Below are 23,194 nucleotides of genomic sequence, written 5' to 3' on the forward strand. Positions count from 1 at the left end.
GCTTACTGAGCATAAACAATGGCCAAAAAGACAGATCGAAATTTATTAGTGGGGCTGGATATAGGCACGTCGAAAGTCGCTGCTATCGTTGGTGAATACCGCGGTGGCGACGAGATCGAAGTGATCGGCATCGGCACCGCGCCGTCCAAGGGCTTGAAAAAAGGCATCGTGGTCAATCTGGAATCGACCGTGCATTCCATCCAGCGGGCGATTGAGGAAGCCGAATTGATGGCGGGTTGCCAGATCAAATCGGTATTTGCGGGTATCGCCGGCAGCCATATTAAAAGCCTGAATTCACATGGCATCGTGGCGATCAAGGAAAAGGAAGTGACCCAACACGACATCGATAGAGTGATCGATTCGGCGCGGGCGGTGGCGATTCCGGCGGATCAGAAAATCCTGCACATCCTGCCGCAGGAGTTTGTGATCGACCAGCAAGAAGGCATCAAGGAGCCCATCGGCATGTCCGGCATTCGTTTGGAAGCCAAGGTGCATATGGTCACCAGCAGCGTCAGTGCCGAACAAAACATCGTCAAATGTATCCGTAAATGCGGGCTGGACGTGGACGACATCGTGTTGGAGCAACTGGCCTCCTGCGCGGCGGTATTGACTGACGATGAAAAAGATCTGGGCGTCTGCCTGATCGACATCGGCGGCGGCACCACCGATATTGCGATTTTCTCGGAAGGCGCGATCAAGCACACGGCGGTGATTCCCATTGCCGGTGATCAGGTCACCAACGACATCGCCGTGGCGTTGCGCACACCGACCAAAAACGCGGAGGAAATCAAACGCCAATATGCTTGCGCGTTGACGCAATTGGCGGACCCGCAACAAACCATCGCGGTGCCCAGCATCGGCGACCGCGAGCCGCGCAAGATCTCGGCGCAGAATCTGGCTGAGATCGTCGAGCCGCGTTATGAAGAATTGATGTTGTTGGTGCAAGCAGAGTTAAGAAGAAGTGGCTATGAAGATTTAATTGCCGCCGGCATGGTGATCACCGGCGGCAGTTCGCAAGTGAGAGGGTTGGTCGAATTGGCGGAGGAAATCTTCCATATGCCGGTTCGCATGGGGGTGCCGCTGCATGTATCCGGATTGACCGATGTAGCGGAAAACCCGATTTATTCGACCGCGGTGGGTTTGTTGCTGTACGGCAAGGACCATCACGGCCGGGCGTTAGGCATGAACGATGATGGCGCGGATCTGTTGTCAAAAATCAAAAGCTGGTTTCAAGGAAATTTTTAATTTTTTGTCTGGAGGGTGTGAAAATGAAATATGAATTATTGGATAGTAGCGGCACCGCGGTTATCAAAGTCATCGGCGTCGGTGGCGGTGGCGGTAATGCGGTTAACCACATGGTGGAAGACGGTATCGACGGCGTGCAATTTATCTGCGCCAACACCGATGCCCAAGCCCTGCGGGAAATGAACGTAGAGTCCATCGTGCAATTGGGTGTTGAACTCACCAAAGGCCTGGGAGCGGGCACTCGCCCTGAAGTCGGTAGAGCCGCAGCGGAAGAAAATCGTGACCGCATCCGCGAAGTCATTGCCGGCGCCGACATGGTGTTTCTGACCGCAGGCATGGGTGGCGGTACCGGTACCGGTGCCATCGCGGTATTTGCCGAAGTGGCGAAAGAACTGGGTGTATTGACAGTCGCTGTCGTATCCAAACCTTTTGATTTTGAAGGTTCCAAGAAAAAAGGCGTGGCCGATGCCGGTTTACGCGAACTGGAAAAACTGGTCGATTCCTTGATCATCATTCCTAACCAAAAACTGCTGCCGACTTTGGGCAACAATAAATCGCTGGTAGAAGCATTCCGCGCCGCTAACGACGTGTTGCGCGACGCGGTACAAGGTATCACCGAGCTGATTACTCACCCTGGCTTGATGAACGTCGACTTTGCCGACGTCAAGACTGTGATGTCCAATATGGGCAGCGCCATCATGGGCACCGGCGTCGCCAGCGGAGAAAATCGCGCCCGTTTAGCGGCGGAAAAAGCCATTGCCTGCCCATTGTTGGACGACAACAATCTGCAAGGCGCGCGCGGCATTTTGGTGAACGTCACCTCCAACGGCGACTTGGGTTTGAACGAGTTCGACGAAATCGGCAGCATCATGCACGCCTTCGCTTCCGAAGACGCCGACATGAAAATCGGTATGGCAGTTAATCCAGCCATGGGCCAGGAAATTAAAGTCACCGTCGTCGCCACCGGTATGGGTGAAAAAGCCAAGCAAGCGGCTTCGCCTATCAGTCTGGTGAAAAAAGTCGCGGCCGGCGAGATCAATTACGATCAATTGGACAAACCGACCATCGTCCGCCAGCAAAAACAGGAATCGACTCGGGAATCCCGCTTCGGCGCGCAACCTAGAAACGACGTCGATTTGGATTACTTGGATGTACCGGCTTTCTTGAGACGTCAAGCAGACTGAGGTCCGCTTGCGACGAGTCCTTATGAGGCTGCACAACCAAGTTCGGGGGGAGCTATCGCATAATCTGTGATAGACTCCCCGGCTTTGTTTTACCTATTTGTCGGCATTTCATGATTAAACAGCGTACTTTAAAAAACACCATCAGAGCCACCGGCGTTGGTTTGCATACCGGCGATAAAGTGTATCTGACCCTGCACCCCTCCGAGCCCGATACCGGCATCCGTTTTCGCCGCGTGGATTTGGAAACCCCGGTGATGATAGCCGCGCGCCCTGAAAATGTCGGCGAAACCAAGCTGTCCACGACTTTGGTCCGCGACGGCGTTAAGGTGTCCACCGTCGAACATTTGCTGTCAGCTTTGGCCGGTTTGGGCATAGACAATGCGATTGTCGATGTCAGCGCCGCCGAAGTGCCTATCATGGACGGCAGTGCCGGACCGTTTGTGTTTCTGTTGCAATCGGCCGGCGTGGTCGAGCAGGACGTACCCAAACAATATATCCGTATCAAACGCGCAATCCGCGTCGAAGACGGCGACAAGTGGGCCGCGTTCGAACCGTTCGAGGGTTTTAAAGTGACCTTTACCATCGATTTCGAACATCCGGCGTTTTCCGAGCATTTGAAAACCGCGGTGATGGATTTCTCTTCGACGACCTTCGTTAAAGAAGTCAGCCGGGCCCGTACTTTCGGCTTTATGAAGGACATCGAGTTTTTACGCGAGAACAATCTGGCGCTGGGCGGCAGTCTGGATAACGCCATTGTGGTGGACGACGATAAAGTGTTGAACGAAGACGGTCTGCGTTATGCCGACGAATTCGTGAAACACAAAATTCTCGACGCCATCGGCGACTTGTATTTGTTGGGTTACAGCCTGATTGGCGAATACCAGGGTTTTAAATCCGGCCACGCGCTGAACAACAAGTTGCTGCTGAGCCTGATGAACGACAAAGACGCCTGGGAAATGGTGACTTTCGAAAATGCCGAGGACGCACCGATTTCCTTTATGCATTCCGCGCAAACATCAGCACGCGCGACAGGCTAATCCCGCATCACACAGACATTAAGCTGTGCCGTGGCCGGTCAACTTGATCGGCCACAATCCTGCCAAAACCTACTAATCTTCCCGCAAGCGTTTCGCCAACGTAGCACCCAAACGCGCCAAAGCCGCCGCCAAAACATCCTGCTCATCCGCCTGTTTAAACTGCTGTGCAATCAAACCGACATTTTCCGCTGACGGCAAGCGCGGTGTGCGTTTTGGCCGAATCGGCTCGCCTGTCGGCGGCACAATCCGTACTTGCAAGCGGACAATATAGGGATGCCCCGCATCATGCAATTTGTCTAAAATCGCTCGATTGAAAAACCGAATTTGCGATGCCCAGCTGGCCGAATCGCAGTACAAGAGTATCTGCGCACCTGACGCCACGCAATGTTGAGCATGCGGAGCAATCTCAGACGGTAACGCCGTCCTGACAATGGTCAGCAAGGCCTGTTGCGCGTTAATTTTGGCCATACACAGATTCAACTGCTTGTTGTCAAAATCCAGCGCGGTCTTAAGCACATTTTTGCGATAACGAGTCATTGCAAATTCATTTGCTCTGAGCCGGCTTTTGGATATTCCAGAATCAGGCCCTGTTGATCGTTTTTAATAATATGCCAGCCATTTGCCACTATTTGCCGTTCATCAACGGCTGACAAAGGCAAATTTTCAGATTCCACACCGAATCGGCCCGGAAATAAACCGACGCGAATTGGTCGGCTGCCGGCTTGCTGTTTTATGTCACTGACAGCTTCGAGCACTGACATATACCCATCACCTGCGGACATGAACGCTCGCATTTCACCACCCTTTGTCCCTGCGGCAATGGCTTCAATCTGGCGGACTCGTGCGCCGCACTCTATCCGAAACACATGCGCCCAGTTCGATACCAAGTAAGTATCTGCCTGATTGCCGCACAAATAGGCTTTTCCAATTGAAAATGCCTGCGCCAATTTCGGGTAGTCGTTATCGCTGTTGCGGAAACTCTCCGAATTGACCGCATAGCTAGCATGGAAAAACACCAAGCAAACAGAAATCGCCAATTTGGCCTGCTTCCAGGCAATAATAGCGGGCTGCCTGCCATGATCAGCCAACAGCGCAAACATTCCAGCCCATAAAAAAGGCGAATATTGCAGGGTGTGGCGAAGATTAATCACCTCGCCCCATTGATAGCGGGTACGGGCAGCAACGACCACACAGGACCCCATGACCAGATAAATAGTTGAAATAGCCAAGGTTTTTTTACCGAAAGTCGGTAGATTGGACCAGCGGTATTTATAATCCGCGTAGGCAGCGGCGATAATCAAAACCCCGAATCCCAGTAAACCAGGCAGCGACCAAGCCACATACCGGGCACATTCGCTACAAGCCGTTGCATCCTTTAGCAAAGCCTCGATATAGGTGCGTAAATTCTCGACAAAACCTATCGTGCTTGGCCCCATCACATAGGGATTCAGCGACCCAAACATCACTATATTTCTGAGCAGCAGCGGCGCTACGACCACGGCCATGCCAAACATCGCCGCAACAGCGCGCAGCAAAACAACGCGCCGTTCCCCAGCGGCACTGCTTAACCAGCAATAACAAAAATAACAAATAACACTAGCCAGCAGCGCTAAATGCGCATTTCTGATTGCGTAAGCCATACCGGCAAGCAAACCAGCGAAGATAAAGCCGACGATGGACCGCGAGTTAAGCGTCAACCCTATAACAACCACCGCTAACCATAAACCGAATACATCGGTCAGCCCCATCAGCGAATGCTTGAGCACACCGGGTGATAATGCTGCTAATCCGGCCAGCAGCAAAGCATAAAGTGGTCCAAGGCTCTGCCGAAAACTGAAAAATAATAACCACGGCAATGTAATGGCGGAAAAATGCGCCAAACCTATCGCGGCATCTTTCGCATCGATACCGAAACTGGAAACGGCCGCCAGAACGACAGCAAAACCCACGGGAAACAAACGATTCTCGACCTGATCCTGATCTCCCGGCGCCAAGCCATACGGAGTAATCAGCAAGCTGCCTGAATTGAGAAAATTTCTGGCTTGTTCGATATAGCTGGCGCTGTCAGGCGTAAACGGAAAACTCGGCGACCTATAGTGCAAATGCACCATCACCAGTAGCGATATCACAGACAGAATGAATAATTGATGTAACAGTGCTCTAAGTTGCCAAGTCATACTTGTTAGTTATCTCGGAACAGAATCAGGAATTGGCCACGAGCCAAACGCCCTCGCAAATCAGCAAAATGCCCAAGACGCGGAAAGCGGTGACCGTCTCGCCGAGCAGCATGCCGATCAGCACGGTTAACGCAAAGCCCAAGCCTACCAAGGGATAGGCTTTACTGACATCCCATGATGCCAACACCTTCAACCAAACTATCGCACCCACGCCGTACAAGGTAAAACCGGCAAACACAAATTTGTTGGTAAATACGATCCAAGGCAGGCGTGGTGTCAGCGGCCCGGCCATCGCCTGCTTGACATCCACACTGGACATGCCGAGTTTCAGCATAAACTGCGCGGCGACAGACAGGACGATGCTAAAAATAGCGATCAGTAGAATTTGCATGGCTTATTCCCAATGTGAAAAATGAGCGGCTAATGTGGCGAACAGCATCAACAGAACTGTGATCCGGCTACCGAAGTCGCGAACCGCAAACACCAGCGGGTCATCGTGCATTTCCCCGCGAGCGGTTTTAATCCACAGGCGTGCTAACCAATAAATCAGGCCTATCGCCACAAACCATAACAGCTGCGGATTTAGGTAACGTATCTGAGTCTCCGCCGAGGTAATAAATAAACCAAACACCACCACCGCGCACAACGCGGAACTGACACCCAAGGGCCAGAGCACGACCAGATCCACCGCCCGATAATCGCGGCCGTGTGTGGTTTCCCGGCCTTTTTGTTGCAAAGCAACCAGTTCGGAACAACGCTTGACTAAAGCCAGACTGAAAAAGATAAACACCGAAAAAGCCAACAGCCAGGAACTGGTCGCTACCGACGCGGCCACGGAACCGGCAATAATCCTGAGCGTATACAGCAGAGATAGCACCATTACATCGATCAATACATAGGATTTCAATAGCCATGTATACGTAGTGGTGACGAATAAATACAACAGCAACATGCCCAAAAAGGCCTGCGACACGGCGAGCGCTAACACCAGGCCGGTCAGCAATAGCCCGCAAGCGGCTGCCAGACCTTTCAAAATGGGCAATTCAGCGCTGGCAAACGGCCTAAATTTCTTACGCGGATGATTACGGTCGCTGTCCAGGTCCCACAAATCGTTACCCATATACGTGGCGGACGCGGCCAAGGAAAACCCGAAGAAGCCCAGTACAACGGTACCCAACTTATCCAAATCATCAAACGAAAAAGCCGTTAGCAGCGGCACGAATATCAACAGGTTTTTCAGCCATTGATGCACCCGCAGCGCGCGCAACCACAACCGGATTTGGTTCAGGTTGGCAGTAAATTCCTGTTCTATCGGTGTATGTTCCCGCACGAATTTCGCGACCGGCTTTGAGGTATTAACCAGGATTGCGGCCTGTGCGGCTCGCCAAATCGGCAAATCGGCCTTGCTGTCACCCGCATAGACAAAATTCGGCCCCACTGCCTCGCGGATGGCCTCCAGCTTGTTGACACCTTTAAGATTATGGTTCTCATCGCTGCCTAACACTTTATCGAACAAATCCAGATGCTTGGCAACCGCATCGGCTATATCGGTATGTGCTGCGGTGGCGAGCACCAACTGCCTGCCCTTCCGTTTTTCCGCGCGCAAATACTCCAGCAAATCAGTCCGATAAGGCAAACTCTCGACATCAAGCGACGATGCTTGCGCCACGCGCGCTTTAAACGCCGCTCGCCCCTTCGCTAACCAAAACGGTAATTTGAATATAGCGTGCGGCTGCCGTTTACAGACCTGTAATACCGATTCGACCAAGGTGTCGGTGGGCGTCAGCGTGCCATCCAAATCAACGACAAGCGCGGCTAGCGAAGTTTCTGTCATGTTATGTTTCTTTTAGAGTGATTGGTGCAACGCTGAAAAAATCGAAAATATCTGGCTCATCGAAGGCATTGTAATGTAACAGCAATTCCGCAAGCTACGTTTAACTGGGCCCGCGCGGCCACCCACAACCTCCCTTGGCTGCGTCCCGCGTAATCCCCAGAAAATTCCAAGTACAATCCGGGCAGCATTTTTCTCGTTGAGTCTGTCTGTGACCCTGTTACTATCAACGACAATACGGTCCTGCCAAGCGGATTATCCGAATCAACAATCACAATATTGCGGAGGTTTTAATGACAAACTTATCGATCAAAATATTTCTAGCGCTATTTCTGGCGAGTCAAAGCATAGCCCATGCCGCCGATCTCACCCGCGCCCAAGTCGAGCAAATGCTGGCCAAGGCCGACAAGCAACACCCCGCCGACCTGCGCCGTAAGGACCTAACCGACCTGGACTTGTCGAATCTGGATTTTCGCAATGCCGATTTATGGGGCGCCGATCTAAGACGCTCCAATCTGAATAAAAGCAATCTGCAAGGCCTCACGCTGGATTTGACGGTGATGACCAATATCAAGCTCAGCGCCGCTAATCTAGCCAACACCAGCATCTTCGGCGTCAGCCTGATGCACGCCGACCTGAGCAACGCCGATATGAGCGGCAGCCGGGTGGTGGCGATCATGGACGGCGCCAATTTAAGCCACGCCAATCTCAGCAACGTGCAATGGGCGGCAGACATGAAGAATCAATCGATGGGCCTGATGCGCGCCAGCTTGAAAGGCGCCAATTTGACCGGTGCCAATCTCAGCAACGCCCAGCTTGGCCGGGCCATGTTAAAACACGCCAAACTGAATAACGCCAACTTACAAAACGCCGATCTGTATTCCGCCGAAATGGACGGCGCCAATCTGACCGGTGCCAATCTGACCAACGCCAATTTCTCGCAAGCCAAATTGCACGACGCGATTTTTACCGAGGCCGTGACGACCGGCACCCGCTTCGACGGCGCCCAAAACCTGCCTGATTCCGTCAAGCCCACCTCATCCAAATAATCGAGACCACTTCATGCAAATCCCCAAGCAATTACTGCAACGTAAATCCGTCGAAGCTTTGACCGATGTCCAGCACGGCTTAAAGCAAACGCTGACGGCCAAGGACTTGACCATCCTGGGCATAGGCGCGGTCATCGGCGCCGGCATCTTCGTCTTGACCGGCATCGCCGCCGCCAAATATGCCGGTCCTGCCATCGTGGTATCGTTCATTTTAGCCGGCATCGCCTGCGGCCTGGCAGCCATGTGTTACAGCGAACTGGCGGCGATGATTCCGGTTTCCGGCAGTGCCTACAGTTACGCTTACGCGACGATGGGCGAACTGATGGCCTGGATCATAGGCTGGGATTTAATCCTGGAGTACGCTCTGGCCAGCAGCACGGTGGCAATAGGCTGGGCCGGTTATCTCACCAGCTTTCTGGAAAATTTTGGCGTACATTTACCCACTTATCTCACCACCGCTTATCTGGCCAACCCCGCGGCCGGCTTCATCAATCTACCGGCGGTAGCAATCATTTTATTGCTGACCGGCCTGCTGGTAATCGGCATCCGCCAATCAGCCATCTTCAATTTCGTCATGGTACTGATCAAATTGTCGGTGATCATCGTATTCATCGTCGCCGGCTCCCAACACATAGAAACAGGAGAAAATTGGTCCAACTTCATGCCATTCGGGTTTGGCGGCGTCTTGACCGGGGCCGGGGTAATTTTCTTTGCCTACATCGGCTTCGACGCCGTTTCCACCGCCGCCCAGGAAGCCATCAACCCGCAGCGCGACGTACCCATCGGCATCATCGGCTCTCTAGCCGTCTGCACCTTGCTGTACATTCTGGTCGCCGGTGTATTGACCGGCATCATTTCCTACACCGAACTCAACGTCCCAGCACCCATTGCGCTGGCGGTCGATCATGTCGGTATGGGCTGGCTGTCACCGATCATTAAAATAGCCGCCATCGCCGGTTTGACTTCGGTGATGTTGGTGTTGTTGATGGGCCAGAGCCGGATTTTCTTCTCAATGGCAAAGGATCAATTGTTACCGCCGCTATTCGCGCAGGTGCATCCGAAATACCAAACACCGCATTTATCGACCATCCTAGTCGGCGTCGCGGTCTCCTTACTCGCCGGTTTCATGCCTATCGAGAAGCTTGGCGAGCTAGTGAGTATCGGCACCCTGTTCGCGTTCGTACTGGTCTGCGGCGGCGTCTGGATCTTGCGCAACAGCCATCCGGAAATGCAGCGCCATTTCAAATGCCCGGCCGTGCCCTATGTGCCGATTGGCGGGATTTTGGTGTGTTTGAGTTTGATGGCGGGTTTGCCGATTGATACGTGGATTCGGTTATTCGTTTGGCTGGTGATTGGGTTTTTGATTTATTTTGGGTATGGGGTGAAGCATAGTCAGTTGCGGTCTTCTTAGCTTTGGATGGCGTCATGCCCGCCGGGATGCGGGCATCCAGAGCCATGGATAGCGGGCTTAAATCTCCAAATTAATGTGTCGCTGGCGCGACGGCTGATTTTAATGTCGAGTCTCGGCCCGACGGCCGAGATACTTTCTTTTGCGTGGCCAAAAGAAAGTATCCAAAGAAAAGGCCACCCGGATGCCGCTCATTCCCTGCGCTCCTCGCTTTTGAACGGGGTTGCCAAAAGGGGCTTCCTGCCCCTTCGGCAACGCGATGCATCCCTGCATCGCCCCTACGGGCTGTTCCGTCCAAAAGCTCCGGTGCTCGGCGCGGCATACGGGAGAAAACCGTCGCGGATAACGAGAGGTTTAATTTACACATAAGTCCGATTACGCCGTGCTAATCGGACCTACAAGTTCCTCATTCCAGCTTGTCGGCTTGAAGTACGGAGCGAACAAACTTTGAGCAATCTCCTAAAGCGCCACCATTTTGAGCGATCGAAACGTTATAGTTTTTTGCTGCAACAACTTTTCCTTCAGAAAAAATAACAACTGCAAACTCATCCGAACCCTCGCCTGTTCTGCAAAAATGCCAAGCCTCTTTTTGTCCGGCGAACTCAGTGCGAGCAGGTAAACCCATTATTCGCGAAACATTTTCCTTTGACATTCCAGAATTGAGCATTGCAATCTTTTCAACTGCCTGTCGAGTTGGTTGTTGCGCACGAATACAACCAACCAATATTAGGGCTATTAATGGAATCGCCAAAACCGACGAGAAATGCATGAAAAACACCCTCAATATCTAACCTAAAGCTGCTGAATGGTCGCCGCCCTGCCAACCCGTATTTGATATTTTTACGGTGTCAGAATAATTGCAATTTTCACAGTGGAGCCTGAATTGCAAGGTAAATCCCTTAGCAGATTTTGACTTAATTTCTGGCAAATCATCGTAGCTGTTTTTCTCCGATTCTTCGCAAATCCTATAATCAAGCAACCTCATAATCTTCCTGCCCTCACATTTCGGGCAGAAAAAATAAAAGTAGTCAGTTCTATCAGTCGCACCAGCTAACTTTCCGCCCTGAACATCTTGACTGCCATGCCTAAATTGCTTTGCCATAACGTTTTTTTGATTGGTTGATCTCAATGGGCATAATATCATTTACGTTAATGTCTCCATCATCATTCGTCTTATAAGTGCCGCAGATACTGTTATCCAAGTCAAGCCAAATGAATAAGGCCGTAAGGCGCAATTCGTAGGGCGTCAATAGGCGCAGCCGTATTGCGCCGTATGTTGGCCTTAAATCATTCGGATCGGCTCGGGATGACGGGATTGCGCCCGTCACCTCTGCCACACCACCGGACATGCGGTTTTCCGCATCCGGCGGTTGAATCCAACAGCCTAAGCTGTTGAGAGTTCTGATGGCACAACTAAACCATAACGCCGCAACGTGCCATTGCCCAGGACTTTGTGTAGGACAATGCTTTTCGCAATACCCCACGCTCCGCCTGTACGATTGACCTCGTTTGATAGCTTGGTCTAATGTTACCGCTGGCGCGGATAGTCTGCATTCCCACGCGGCGCGTGGGAACGAGGGAAAACTTCGTAAAGAATAAGCTGCGATTGGGGCGAGGGGGCTCCCGTATGCCGCGCCGAGCACCGGAGCTTTCGGCGGGATCAGCCCGCAGGGGCGTCGCATGGATGCGGCGCGTTGACGAAGAGGCAGGAAGCCCCTTTCGTCTACCCCCGGCGAAAGCTTCGGAGCGCAGGAGATAAGCGGCGTCCGGGTGGCCTTTTCTTTGGATACTTTCTTTTGGCCAAGCAAAAGAAAGTATCGCGGTCGTCGATCCGCGAACCGACATTAAATCAAGCCGTCGCGCCAGCGACACCAAAATCTCCTCACCCCGCCCCTCTCCAGCAAGAGAGGGAGTATTACCTTCCGATCGCGTAATACTGCAACCCAAACTGCTTAACCAACCTAGGCTCATACATATTCCGCCCATCGAATATCACCTTGTCTTTCAACAAGCGACCCAAATCATCGAAATCCGGGCTGCGGAACTGTTTCCATTCGGTGACGATGATCAACGCATCGACATCGCTTAAGGTGTCTGCCTGTTTCGCGCAATACACCAATCCGGCTTTATCGCCGTAGATCCGATGCGCTTCTTCCATTGCTTCCGGGTCGTAGGCTCGCACTGTGGCACCGGCATCAATCAAGGCTTCCAGCAATACCCGGCTGGGGGCTTCGCGCATGTCGTCGGTGTTGGGTTTAAACGCCAGGCCCCACAACGCAAAGGTTTTGCCTTTAACGCCGTTGGGATAATGCGTGGAAACTTTTTCAAACAGACGGTGCTTTTGCCGGTCATTGACGTTTTCCACCGCGCTGAGCAATTCGGCTTGATAGCCGTAATCGCGGGCGGTGCGTTCCAGGGCTTTCACGTCTTTCGGGAAGCAGGAGCCGCCATAGCCGCAGCCGGGATAAATAAAGCTATAACCGATACGACTGTCGGAGCCTATGCCGTGGCGGACGTTTTCGATGTCGGCACCCAGTCTTTCCGCCAGATTGGCCAGCTCGTTCATAAAGCTGATTTTGGTCGCCAGCATGGCGTTGGCGGCGTATTTAGTCAGCTCGGCGGAACGGATGTCCATCGTGATCACCCGCTCCCGGCTGCGGTTGAACGGCGCGTACAGCGCTTTCAGCAATTCGGCAGTTCTGGGGTTGTCGGTGCCGATGATGATACGGTCCGGCTTCATGAAATCGTCCAACGCCGAGCCTTCTTTCAAAAACTCGGGATTGGAGACGACGTCAAACTCCAATTCCTGACTGCGCTCGGCCAATACATCCTTGATGGCCTGTTTGACCTTGTCGGCAGTGCCGACCGGCACGGTAGATTTATCGACGACGATTTTGTAATCGCTCATGTGTTCGGCGATGCTTTTCGCCACCGCCAACACGTATTTCAAATCGGCTGAGCCGTCTTCGTCCGGCGGCGTACCCACCGCGATGAATTGAAACAAACCAAAGTCCACGGCTTCTTTCACGTCGGTGGTAAAGCTCAAACGTCCTGCTGCAACATTATCCTTGACCATCTCGTCCAGACCCGGTTCGTAAATCGGGATGACGCCTTGTTTGAGTTGGTCGATTTTGCGCTGGTCAACATCCATGCACAGCACTTGATTGCCCACTTCGGCCAGACAGGCGCCCGTCACCAAACCCACATATCCACTGCCAAACACCGTAATTTTCATCGTTACACCTTGTAAACTAATTGGAAGTTCGTTTCTGTTTTAATCGATACAACGCGGAAATATCCTCGTCGCCATAACCCTTGGCCATCAGTTTGGCATAATCCGCCAGTGTGGCGATGGTTAGCGGACAACCTACACCGGCATGCTGCGCCATATGCTGGGCTATTTTTAAGTCTTTATGATGAAGCGCCAGTTTAAATCCTGGCGGGAATTGGTGTTGCGTCATGGTCTTGCCGCGATGCTGTAAAAACCAGTTACCCGCCGCCCCGCCGCTGACGACCTCGATGACTTTGTCCATCGGCAAACCTTGCGCTTCCGCAAACGCCAAAGCTTCGGTCACCGCTTGGTTAATCCCCGCACACATAATCTGGTTCACTGCCTTGCAGGCTTGCCCGGCACCGACATCGCCCAGATGTTCGATACGTGCGGTCATGGCCGCCAACACGGGCCGAACCAGCTCCAAGGTTTGCGCACTGCCACCGACCATCATGGCCAACGTGCCTTTGTTGGCGCCTTCCACGCCGCCGGACACTGGCGCATCCAGAAATGCGGCATTCTTCTCCGCAAGTTTTTGCGCCGCGACAATCGCTGTTTCACTGCTGACCGTGGACATATCCACCACCACACTACCAGGGCGAACGGTTTTAGCGACTGCATCCACCACCGTCAATACGTCTTTGTCCGCCGACACACAGATCAACACGACATCGACTTGACCGGCCAGTTGTTCGATAGTCTCGCAAGCCTGGACTTGCAATTCCGCCGCCAATGCCTCGGCTCTACTAAAGGTCCGGTTGTAAATCGCGGTTAAGTGGCAGGCCTTGGCAAGATTACGCGCCATGCCCTGGCCCATTGCCCCCAATCCGATCAAGCCTACCCGCATGTTATATCCCCCGAAATATTGTCTGGACCATTATAGCGTCTTAGTTGGGTCCTAACAGACCGTGCGGGCGATTATAACGCTCCGTGTTTTTGTAATAACGCGACAACATTTTCCGCCAAAAGCCGATACCCCCTATCATTAGGATGGACGGTATCCGACTTAAGCTCGTTATTTGCCAGAATCTTAGGCAAACTATCCAGATCGCTCGGCACGCCTTCAGATGCAGCCAGCTCTTCATAAATTTTCGCGCTATGTAAAAACACGATCCCAAACGCCGGCACACCGAAGATCACTACCGGGATATTGCGTTGCCGGGCTTCGGCTATCATGGCTTTAAGATTGTCCCGGGTCTGATCGGCGGCGAGTTGTTGCAGAATATCGTTGCCGCCGTGTATCAAAATTAATAGATCGGGCCTGTATTCATCCAGCAATGCCGGTAAGCGCTGCCGGCCTGCACTGCTGATCTCTCCAGGAACGCCTTCATTAATGACCTCGCGGCCGGTCAGTTGCGTGAGTATGCTGGGGTAATCATGCTGGGCCGAAGCACCGGTTCCATAAGTCAAGCTATCGCCAAAGGCCAGAATGACGGCGTTATCCGGCAGCTTGCTTAAGGCTGGCTTTGGTTTATTACAAGCCATACCACCGAATAGCAATGCTACAACCATCAGAACTATTTTCATGCACGCCCTCGATCCTTTAAGCGCCTGGGGCGCAGCACCCTTATCTATCCTTCTATCGCCTTAGCTATTTTTCCAGGTAGGTATAAGCATTCAATCCGGCCAACAGTTCCTGCTCGAAAGCCTGCTTTTGCGCAGCCGTTAATCCGCTGACGCCCAACTTTTGCCGGTAGGCGGTTTTTAACGCTTCGGTATTGATATGCACATAATCCAGCAGTTCGCTGACATCCTCGCCTTCCATGAAGTCGCCGAAAATATAGCCTTGCTCGTCCAGCTGCACGTTAATCGAATGCGTATCACCGAATAGATTGTGCATATCACCCAAAATTTCCTGATACGCGCCGACCATGAAAAAGCCGATCAGATAGTCCTGATCTTCGGGAATGGTATGCAGCGGCATGGTGTTGGCGATGTTCTGATGATCGACGTATTGATCGATACGGCCATCGGAATCGCAGGTTAAGTCTTGCAGGACCGCACGCCGGTTGGGTTGCTGCTGCAGATTATGAATGGGCATAATCGGGAAAATCTGATCGATACCCCAGATGTCCGGCATCGATTGAAACAAGGAGAAATTGCAGAATACCTTGTCCGCCAGTTTTTCATCCAGCTCCTGCAAAATTTCCCGATGATGGTGGTTATCCAGATTCAGCTCGCGCTGAATTTGCTGACACAAACTGACATAGTGCTTTTCGGCTTCGGCCAGATCGGTCAAAGACAAATCGCCTTGCACGAACTGGGCACGGGCTTCAGCCATGTTGAATTGGGCATTGTGATAAGCCTCGGCGATATTTTGCCCGCTAATCGCCACCGCCGTCGCCGCGCCTTGCAGGCTTTCAACTTCGGTAACATTAGTAATCAACACCGCATGATGCGCGGTGATGGCCCGGCCGGATTCGGTGATGATATTGGGCTGCGGCAAATCGTGTTGCTGCGCCATTTCCGCAAAGGCGCGGACGATGTTTTCCGCGTACTCGTTGACGCTGTAGTTGATCGAACATTCCCGCCGCGAACCGCTGCCGTCGTAGTCCACACCCAAACCGCCACCGGCATCGACCGTGGTAATGTTGGCACCCAATTGATGCAATTGCAGGTAAAACTGGCCGGCTTCTTTTAAGGCCAGTTTGATGTCGTGGATATTGGCGATTTGTGAACCCATATGAAAGTGCATCAACTGCAAACAGTGCAGCATGTCCACTTGTTGCAAACGGGCAATCAGTTGCAACACTTCACTGGCGTGCAAACCAAACTTGGATTTCTCGCCGCCGCTGTTCTGCCATTTGCCGGCGCTGATGGTCGATAAACGCACCCGCAAACCGATCAACGGTGTGACTTGTAGCTTAGCGGCTTCTTCGATGATCATCTCCAGCTCGGAGGGCTTTTCGATGACGATGAATACCGACAAGCCCATTAACTGGCCCATCAAAGCCATGCGGATATAAGCCCGGTCCTTGTAACCGTTGCAGACGATGGTACCGCCAGGTTTGGCCAGTCCTAAAATCGCCAATAACTCCGGTTTGCTGCCGGCTTCCAGGCCGATATGCTCGGCGGCAACAATGCTTTCCACCACATTGCCTTGCTGATTAACCTTGATCGGATAGACCGGCGTGTAATGGCCGCTGTAATGGTTCGCGGCTCTGGCTTGGTCGAAGGCCTGCTGCAGCTGACGGATGCGGTCGCACAAAATATCGGTAAACCGCACCAGCACCGGGAAGTTCAAGCCCTTGCCCCGCAAGGCCTGGGCAATGTCGAACAGATCGATTTCGGTCGCGCAATCGGCTTGCGGCTTCACGCAGACATGGCCCTGGTCGTTAATTGAAAAATAACCGTTACCCCATTGCTGGATAGCGTAAAGCTGCTTGGATTGTTCAATCGACCAGGGTTGTGTCGGCACGCGCGGTATCCTAACTGTCATAAAGAGGTAGAAATTCTAAAGTATAATGATGAACGTTATATGACTTTTTACAGGACTTTCCCATGCTCGACGATCAATGGTTTAGCGAAGCCCAAGAGCCTTCCGGTTCGGCCTTCTCGTTAAAAATCAAACGCAAACTGCACGAGGAGCAATCCGAATTTCAGTTTCTGGAAATCTACGAAACCGAACAGTTCGGCAATCTGATGGTAATCGACGGCTGCACCATGGTCTCGACTCGGGATAATTTCTTTTATCACGAGATGATCAGCCACCCGGTGTTGTTCACCCATCCCAACCCGAAAAATGTGTTGATCATCGGCGGCGGCGACTGCGGTACTTTACGGGAAGTGCTGAAGCATCCTGGCGTCGAAAAAGCCGTGCAAATCGACATCGACGAGCGCGTCACCCGCTTGGCGGAAATCTATTTCCCGGAACTGTGCGAATCCAACAACGATCCGCGCGCCGACCTGAAATTCATCGACGGTATTAAATGGGTGAAAGAGGCCGCGCCGAATAGCGTGGACATCATCATCGTCGACAGCACCGATCCGGTCGGCCCGGCCGAGGGCTTGTTCTGCGCTGATTTTTACAAGGATTGCTATAAAGCTTTAAGCGAGAACGGCATCGTGGTGCAACAAAGCGAATCAGCCCTGCTGCATATGAAAATTCTCAAGGAAATGCGCGAGGAAATGAAAGCGGGGGGATTTGCAAACTTCCAAACGGTCTTCTTCCCGCAATGCATTTATCCATCAGGCTGGTGGAGCGCAACGATGGCCAGCAAAACCGATTTGTCGAAGTTCCGCGAGCAGGACGCGGTCAACAAGGGTTTTGAGACTGTTTATTACAACAGCGACATCCACAAAGCCAGTCTGGCAATGCCGGAGTTTTTCAAAAAAGCCTTCGCTTAACCATTGCTCGAGCCGAAGCCACGCGCTTCGGCTCTGCTGAGCAGTTCTTAGCGCGCCACGCTGAACATGGCCTCAAATCGTTTGGCCACGTGCTCACATCCCTTGCTAGCTATCCGGCTATCTGCGACACTGAGGCCTTGTAGGAGGTTTCTTACAGCGCGCCTGACTGGCAAGATAGTCTCGCAACTGCCCGAGTAACGCCCCAAAAGCATATTTCATTACCTAAGCCAGGAGATGATTAGGACTCGCCCGATGACCACGCCTCCCGACAAAACTCAGTTAATCTTGTCCAACACCTTGATCGGCAAATTATCCGAAAACAGTCGTGACACTTCGGAGCTTGAGCCGTATTTGGTGGTGTTATCCGGTAGCGATCAAGGCAAGCAATACAAATTGCACCATCATCAGCATGTGTTGGGCCGCGAACCGGCCGTGGATATTCTGATTCCCGATCCTAAGGTCTCCCGGCGCCACGGCCGGCTCTGGGTACAAAACCGGCATATCCTGCTGGAAGACTTAAACTCCACCAACGGCACCTACGTCAACGGCAAGCGGGTCGCAAAACATAAACTCGAATTACTCGACAGAATCCTATTGGGCGACACTTACTTAAAAATCGATTACAAACGCGCCAACGAAGCTAAATCCGAACAGGCGCTATACGCGGCGGCGAATCTGGATGCGATGACCAACATTCTGAACCGCAACGCCTTCATGCTGCGCGCGCAACAGGAATTGTCTTTTTGTAAACGCAACGAAACCCGATTAACGGTGATGATGTGCGACGCCGACCATTTCAAGCGCACCAACGACAATTTCGGCCATCTCGCCGGCGATCAGGTCCTTAAAGAACTGGCGAAAATCCTGAATGCGGAAATGCGCCAGGAGGATTTCCTGGCCCGCTACGGCGGCGAAGAATTCATCATGTTGTTGCGTGACATTTCCAGCGATGCCGCAACCACCTTGGCGGAGCGCATCAGACTGACGGTGATGCAACATACGTTTCAATACCAAAGCCAGCCCATACCTACCACCCTGTCGATTGGCGTCTGCTCGTGCCGAATAATGGCCGACACCTCCCTGGAAGCCATTATTCAAGCAGCCGACGACGCCCTTTACCGCGCCAAGAAAAACGGCCGAAATCGCGTAGAAATCGACGCCCGATAACTTTAGCTTGCCAGCCGGCCAATACAAACACCTGGCTTCATAAGGTATTTGCATTTATCCGCGCCGTGCGTTACTGTCCAACTTCCAGTGTTTTCGGCGTTCTGCTGCTATGCTTAGGCATGCTACGTAGAATTAAATTTGTAACACCACGGGAGTATCTAACATGAATAAAAATAAATTCCTCACCACCTGTTTGCTGTCAGGTGCATTATTGGCCAGCCAAATGGCAAATGCGGACGAAAACCATCCGGGTTATCTGGCAGGTTTCACTTCCAGAGTTAGCCAAGGCTTTGCTAACACCACCTTCAGTTTTATTGAAATCCCTAAAAACGTGGTCAACATCACTCACGACCAAAACATTCTGCTGGGTTCAAGTTGGGGTCTGCTGCGTGGCGTAGCTCACACCGTCAGCCGCACTGTAATAGGCGTAGCGGAGCTGATTGCCTCGCCGATTCCCACCGATGAATTTATCTCTCCGCCCTACGTCTGGGATCGTTTTAGCGAAGATACCCGTTACTTCGGTCTGCATTACCCCGGCTACTGGACTCATTTCGGCCCGCTGGATCACGGCTATACCGACACGCTGGATCATGGCAAGTAACGCGGACGATACCGCTCGATATTGAGGATAAGATCATGACAAAAAAATACGTATACATCCCGCTTGCCGTTATGGCTTTGTCGCTGGCCGCCTGTTCCACGCCGAAAAAGGATGTGGCCGGGCTCAGCGCTGAGATTGATGCTGCATCCAAAGGTCATTACGGCCAAGCTTTGCTCCATGCTTCCGCGGCTGAACAGGACTTGAAAACCGCCAATCATGTGTTGAAACATTGGCAAAACGATTATTACTGGAACATCGACGAGAGTCTGAAAGCGCAAGAGGCCGCAAAATCGGCCGCGGCACACGTTTTGGCCTCGGAAAAAGAGTATTGCCAATGGCTGACAGAAGCCCATTCGCAAAACCACCATCACGTGGAAACCATTCACGAAACCGTGGCCTACTTTAAAACCGGCAGCCATGTGCCGTTTAAAACCAAGGAAGACACCATCAGCCATATCGGTCACTTTTTACACGACCACCCGGATGCAACAGCGACTGTCACTGCTTCCACCGACACAGTGGGTAAACCTGCGGCTAACCAAGCCTTATCGGAAAGAAGGGCTAAATCCGTTACCGAACTGCTGATTAAAAACGGTGCCAGAGCCTCGCAACTGGTCTCCAAAGCTATCGGCGAAGCGGGTGGCCCCGATAACACGGCGGATCAGAATCACCGGGTTGCCGTGGTTATTTCCGCACATCCCGACTATCTCGACTGCCCTAAATTTAAGTAAGCCCAACCCACCCTGCTCGCGCCAGCGGCAGGGTAATTGGCGGCAGAGATTCAATAACACGGTTATCGAATCTCTGCCCCATCTTAAATCTCGTCTGCCTGCTGTTTCTGCCGATCCGCGCTTTCAAAAATTTGTTTTTCCGCATCCCTGGCCTGATCCATGGGTTGCTTGATTGCATCAGCCAGCGGCTGCTGCACCACTGGCGGATTCGCCTTGTCTGGCGGCGAAGAATCGCAAGCCGGCAAACCGCCAGCTATTAGTAAAAAGATCAAAGCGTTTTTCATGGCTTTACCGAATCGGCGACGTCAAAGGTTAAGGGCAAAAACTCAATCATTGCGGTGCTCGCGAGGACGGCGCAAAACCTGCTTTATCGCCTGCTCCACCGCCAGATCGACAGCACCGGCCATCTCCTGATATTGCTGCTCGCTGACATTAATACCCTTATCGATGGTGTTCCGCACATAACACGGCGGTAATTGGTTCAGCGCCAGACAAGCCACGTCTTCCTGAAACGCTTGACTGAAAGGCTCGTCGGCCTGCTCAGCAAGCTTCCAAAGCCGATCTATCACCAATCGCTCGTAATAATTACTAATATTCAGCATAAAGGCCTCTTAAAAAACATTGGCTACCAATGCTGATAAGCATAGCCCAGAATCCGACTTGGCCGAATCCATTCGCCAGGCTGACAGAGGCCCTGATTATTCTCATTTTTTACGGCGGGCATAGCTCATTCCGCCCGCAACGCTTCCAGCGGGTTCAATCTAGCGGCCTTGATGGCCGGCACCACACCGGCCGCAATGCCGATAAATAGGGAAATTGCAAAAGCGGCAACGATGTAATTCCAGGCCAATTGCACCGGTAATGCCGGCACGAAAGCAGCGGCGAGCTTTACCAGTGCCACGCCCAATAAAACACCACCGGAACCGCCGACCAGACTCAACAACATCGCTTCGCCGAGAAACAGCTTAAACACCATGCCACGCTCGGCACCAATAGCCCGCAACAAACCAATCTCCGATACTCGTTCCGACACGGCGATGGTCATGATGGTGAGAATACCGACCGAGCCCACCAGTAACGAGATACTACCCAGCGCCGCCACCGCCAAGGTCAATACACTCAATACCGAATCCATTTTTTCCAGCATCTGGTTTTGGGTAACTATCGTAAAATCCTCGGCACCGTGCCGCGCTATCAAGCGGCGTTTGATGGCTTGCTCCACCGTTTCCGCGCTGGTCTCACTGCTGTATAGCAAATCGATTTCCATCAAACTCTGCCGATCAAACATCTCCATGGCCTTGCCGCTGGCAACGAACACCGTATCGTCCAGGTCAAAACCCAACATTTGTCCTTTGGCCTGCATCACGCCGATTACCCGAAACCGGTCGCTACCGATGCGAATCCGTTGCCCCAGAGGGTTGGTATTGCCGAATAATTCCGTGCGCATCTTACTGCCCAACACCGCGAACGCTCGCGGATTATCCAAACCATCGTCGGGTAAAAAGCGGCCGCTATCGACTTTCAATTGCCATACTTGCGGCAAGGCGGCGCCGACGCCAAACACATTGGCCCGGCGCTGTTTGTTGCCGGCCTCAATCCGGGCATTGCCCTGTACCATGGGCATGGCGGCCAACACGTGATCGAGATTTTCCAGACTGGCCGCATCGGCCGTGGACAAAGGCCGCACCGTGCTGATGGTCGCACCGGACATGCCAAACGTGGTGGTTTTTCCGGGATAAACCGCGATCAGATGCGTGCCGAACTGGGTAAATTCCGCTAACACGAAACTATGAATGCCCCGGCCGATGGAGGTCAAAATCACCACAGCGGCGATGCCGATGATCAGGCCCAAGGCGGTCAACAACGAGCGCTGCTTATGGCTGCTGATGCTGCGTAACGCCAGTTTGGCTAAATCCAGCCAGATCATCTTAGCGCCTCGCCAAAGCCGCGACCGGGTCGAGTCGCGCAGCCTTGCGAGCCGGCAACACCCCAAAAACCAGCCCCGTCACTAAAGCGACGGCCAAGGCCGACACTCTGGCCCAAATCGGTAGAGCAACCGGAAAATTCGGATACAACCACTGCAAGATCAAAATACCGAACTGACCGAGTACGCTGCCGACCAGCGCGCCGGCCAGCGACAACAAGGCCGCTTCGCATAAAAACCAGCGTTGCAGTTGGCTTTGCGTGGCGCCCAAGGCTTTCAGCAAGCCAATTTCGGCAGTGCGTTGGCTGACGCTGACCAGCATCACATTCATCACCAACACCCCGGCCACCGCCAGACTGACCGCGGCAATACCGGCCACGGTAAAAGTCAACGCGGTGAGGATTTTATCGAAGGTATTCACCACGCTATCCTGGGTAATCACCGTCACATCGTCCTCGCCTTCGTGGCGCAGCTTGATGATAGTGCGGACCTCGTCGACGGCCTTATACATGGCTGCTTCAGAGTAGGCTTCAATTAAAATCCGAAACAATGAATGGCTGTCGAACAAGGCTTGCGCGGAAGCCACCGGTACGATGACTAGTTCATCAAAGCCGGTGCCTATCGATTGACCTTCCTTGGCTAACACGCCAATCACTCGAAACCGCCGATCATTGATGCGCAGCCATTGCCCTACCGCTTGTTGATGGGCAAACAGTTCCTCGCTGATTTTTTTGCCGATCACGCACACCGAGATTTCCTTATCCGCGTCGGCCTCCGGCAAAAACTGGCCTTGGGCCATGGTGAGATGCCGCACGCGCAGCAAGGCATGCGTAGAGCCCATGATATTGGTTTCCCGCTCCAGACCGCCAACCGATACCGGCGCGGAGCCGATACTGACCGGGGCAATCGCCGCAACGTGCTTGCTGCGGAATAAGGTAGCGGCATCATCCAAGGTCAAATCTCGAGGGGTTTCGCCGAACAGGGGCGGGTGGCCGCCGGTGGTTTCGGTGCGGCCGGGCAAGACAATAAGCAGATGGGTGCCCAACGATTCGAATTCGTGGACCACATAATTGCGGGCGCTGTCGCCCAATGCAGTCAACACGTTCACGGCAGCCACGCCTATGCTCATCGCCAAAATAATCAGTGCGGCGCGCAGGGGTTGAGTCCGGATGGCTTTGCCGGCCTGAAGAAGTAAGTCTTTACTGAGCATGGCGATTGGGTA

24 protein-coding genes are annotated in these 23,194 nt (G+C 52.8%); 9 read left to right on the plus strand and 15 right to left on the minus strand.

Annotation, left to right across the window (positions count from 1 at the left end):
* Positions 1-18 precede the first annotated feature (18 nt).
* The 3 genes from ftsA (at position 19) to lpxC (ending at position 3,466) form a co-directional block, all read left to right on the plus strand.
* The gene (gene ftsA, locus CWO84_RS10825; RefSeq protein ID WP_020483769.1) at positions 19-1,245 is read left to right on the plus strand and encodes a cell division protein FtsA; all 1,227 of its coding nucleotides are present in this window, start codon (positions 19-21) and stop codon (positions 1,243-1,245) included.
* A 23-nt stretch (positions 1,246-1,268) separates the two neighbouring features.
* Positions 1,269-2,429, plus strand: a complete 1,161-nt coding sequence (ftsZ, locus tag CWO84_RS10830; protein WP_033156793.1) for a cell division protein FtsZ — start codon at positions 1,269-1,271, stop codon at positions 2,427-2,429.
* A gap of 110 nt (positions 2,430-2,539) precedes the next feature.
* Entirely contained in the window at positions 2,540-3,466 is a 927-nt protein-coding gene (gene lpxC / locus CWO84_RS10835; protein ID WP_033156794.1) for a UDP-3-O-acyl-N-acetylglucosamine deacetylase, read from the plus strand.
* 72 nt (positions 3,467-3,538) lie between these two features.
* On the opposite strand, the gene CWO84_RS10840 is transcribed toward lpxC, so the two are convergent.
* The 4 genes from CWO84_RS10840 to CWO84_RS10855 are packed head-to-tail and all read right to left on the minus strand — an operon-like array spanning position 3,539 to position 7,477.
* Positions 3,539-4,003 (minus strand): DciA family protein, encoded by a 465-nt coding sequence (locus CWO84_RS10840; protein ID WP_033156795.1) that lies wholly within the window; start codon positions 4,001-4,003, stop codon positions 3,539-3,541.
* Entirely contained in the window at positions 4,000-5,643 is a 1,644-nt protein-coding gene (locus tag CWO84_RS10845; protein WP_051670003.1) for a hypothetical protein, read from the minus strand. The genes CWO84_RS10840 and CWO84_RS10845 overlap by 4 nt, the downstream gene beginning before the upstream one ends.
* 25 nt (positions 5,644-5,668) lie before the next feature.
* A complete protein-coding gene (locus CWO84_RS10850) occupies positions 5,669-6,034 on the minus strand; it encodes a membrane protein (protein ID WP_033156796.1) in 366 nt (121 codons plus the stop codon).
* Positions 6,035-6,037: 3 nt separating this feature from the next.
* Positions 6,038-7,477: a UbiA family prenyltransferase gene (locus CWO84_RS10855; RefSeq protein WP_101052661.1), complete on the minus strand. Its 1,440-nt coding sequence runs from the start codon at positions 7,475-7,477 to the stop codon at positions 6,038-6,040.
* Positions 7,478-7,767: 290 nt separating this feature from the next.
* Here CWO84_RS10855 and CWO84_RS10860 point away from each other — a divergent pair, with 290 nt between their 5' ends.
* A complete protein-coding gene (locus CWO84_RS10860; protein WP_240618026.1) occupies positions 7,768-8,523 on the plus strand; it encodes a pentapeptide repeat-containing protein in 756 nt (251 codons plus the stop codon).
* A gap of 13 nt (positions 8,524-8,536) precedes the next feature.
* Positions 8,537-9,934: an amino acid permease gene (locus CWO84_RS10865; RefSeq protein ID WP_101052663.1), complete on the plus strand. Its 1,398-nt coding sequence runs from the start codon at positions 8,537-8,539 to the stop codon at positions 9,932-9,934.
* A 403-nt stretch (positions 9,935-10,337) separates the two neighbouring features.
* Here the strand turns inward: CWO84_RS10865 and CWO84_RS24160 are convergent, their stop codons facing one another.
* The 7 genes from CWO84_RS24160 to speA form a co-directional block, all read right to left on the minus strand.
* Positions 10,338-10,700: a hypothetical protein gene (locus CWO84_RS24160; RefSeq protein ID WP_205800368.1), complete on the minus strand. Its 363-nt coding sequence runs from the start codon at positions 10,698-10,700 to the stop codon at positions 10,338-10,340.
* An 18-nt stretch (positions 10,701-10,718) separates the two neighbouring features.
* Positions 10,719-11,033 carry a hypothetical protein gene (locus tag CWO84_RS24165; RefSeq protein ID WP_133120667.1) on the minus strand — a complete coding sequence of 105 codons (315 nt, stop codon included), beginning with the start codon at positions 11,031-11,033 and terminating at the stop codon, positions 10,719-10,721.
* Positions 11,017-11,280, minus strand: coding sequence for a hypothetical protein (locus CWO84_RS10875; RefSeq protein WP_101052665.1), 264 nt, complete (start codon positions 11,278-11,280; stop codon positions 11,017-11,019). The genes CWO84_RS24165 and CWO84_RS10875 overlap by 17 nt, the downstream gene beginning before the upstream one ends.
* Before the next feature lie 566 nt (positions 11,281-11,846).
* Entirely contained in the window at positions 11,847-13,166 is a 1,320-nt protein-coding gene (locus CWO84_RS10885; RefSeq protein ID WP_101052667.1) for a UDP-glucose/GDP-mannose dehydrogenase family protein, read from the minus strand.
* A 16-nt stretch (positions 13,167-13,182) separates the two neighbouring features.
* Positions 13,183-14,049: an NAD(P)-dependent oxidoreductase gene (locus CWO84_RS10890; RefSeq protein ID WP_101052669.1), complete on the minus strand. Its 867-nt coding sequence runs from the start codon at positions 14,047-14,049 to the stop codon at positions 13,183-13,185.
* Between the two features lie 71 nt (positions 14,050-14,120).
* Positions 14,121-14,729 (minus strand): GDSL-type esterase/lipase family protein, encoded by a 609-nt coding sequence (locus CWO84_RS10895; protein ID WP_101052671.1) that lies wholly within the window; start codon positions 14,727-14,729, stop codon positions 14,121-14,123.
* 64 nt (positions 14,730-14,793) lie between these two features.
* Positions 14,794-16,620 carry a biosynthetic arginine decarboxylase gene (gene speA / locus CWO84_RS10900; protein WP_240618027.1) on the minus strand — a complete coding sequence of 609 codons (1,827 nt, stop codon included), beginning with the start codon at positions 16,618-16,620 and terminating at the stop codon, positions 14,794-14,796.
* Between the two features lie 83 nt (positions 16,621-16,703).
* Between speA and speE the strand changes: the two genes are divergently transcribed.
* The 4 genes from speE to CWO84_RS10920 all read left to right on the plus strand — a co-directional run bounded on the left by speE (position 16,704) and on the right by CWO84_RS10920 (position 20,048).
* Positions 16,704-17,549, plus strand: a complete 846-nt coding sequence (gene speE, locus CWO84_RS10905; protein WP_033156805.1) for a polyamine aminopropyltransferase — start codon at positions 16,704-16,706, stop codon at positions 17,547-17,549.
* Between the two features lie 252 nt (positions 17,550-17,801).
* Entirely contained in the window at positions 17,802-18,716 is a 915-nt protein-coding gene (locus CWO84_RS10910; protein ID WP_101052675.1) for a GGDEF domain-containing protein, read from the plus strand.
* Positions 18,717-18,879: 163 nt separating this feature from the next.
* Complete coding sequence (locus CWO84_RS10915; protein WP_033156807.1) at positions 18,880-19,317, plus strand: exosortase system-associated protein, TIGR04073 family; 438 nt, start codon at positions 18,880-18,882, stop codon at positions 19,315-19,317.
* Between the two features lie 35 nt (positions 19,318-19,352).
* Positions 19,353-20,048: an OmpA family protein gene (locus tag CWO84_RS10920; protein WP_033156808.1), complete on the plus strand. Its 696-nt coding sequence runs from the start codon at positions 19,353-19,355 to the stop codon at positions 20,046-20,048.
* An 83-nt stretch (positions 20,049-20,131) separates the two neighbouring features.
* Here CWO84_RS10920 and CWO84_RS10925 read toward each other — a convergent pair whose 3' ends face one another.
* From CWO84_RS10925 to CWO84_RS10940, 4 genes are all read right to left on the minus strand, one after another.
* The gene (locus CWO84_RS10925) at positions 20,132-20,332 is read right to left on the minus strand and encodes a hypothetical protein (protein ID WP_101052677.1); all 201 of its coding nucleotides are present in this window, start codon (positions 20,330-20,332) and stop codon (positions 20,132-20,134) included.
* A 42-nt stretch (positions 20,333-20,374) separates the two neighbouring features.
* Positions 20,375-20,650, minus strand: coding sequence for a late competence development ComFB family protein (locus CWO84_RS10930; protein WP_101052679.1), 276 nt, complete (start codon positions 20,648-20,650; stop codon positions 20,375-20,377).
* Between the two features lie 125 nt (positions 20,651-20,775).
* Positions 20,776-21,975 (minus strand): ABC transporter permease, encoded by a 1,200-nt coding sequence (locus CWO84_RS10935; RefSeq protein ID WP_101052681.1) that lies wholly within the window; start codon positions 21,973-21,975, stop codon positions 20,776-20,778.
* Position 21,976: 1 nt separating this feature from the next.
* Entirely contained in the window at positions 21,977-23,182 is a 1,206-nt protein-coding gene (locus CWO84_RS10940) for an ABC transporter permease (protein ID WP_101052683.1), read from the minus strand.
* Positions 23,183-23,194: the final 12 nt, after the last annotated feature.

Origin of the sequence: Methylomonas sp. Kb3, assembly GCF_002834115.1 — a bacterium.
Classification (GTDB): domain Bacteria; phylum Pseudomonadota; class Gammaproteobacteria; order Methylococcales; family Methylomonadaceae; genus Methylomonas; species Methylomonas defluvii.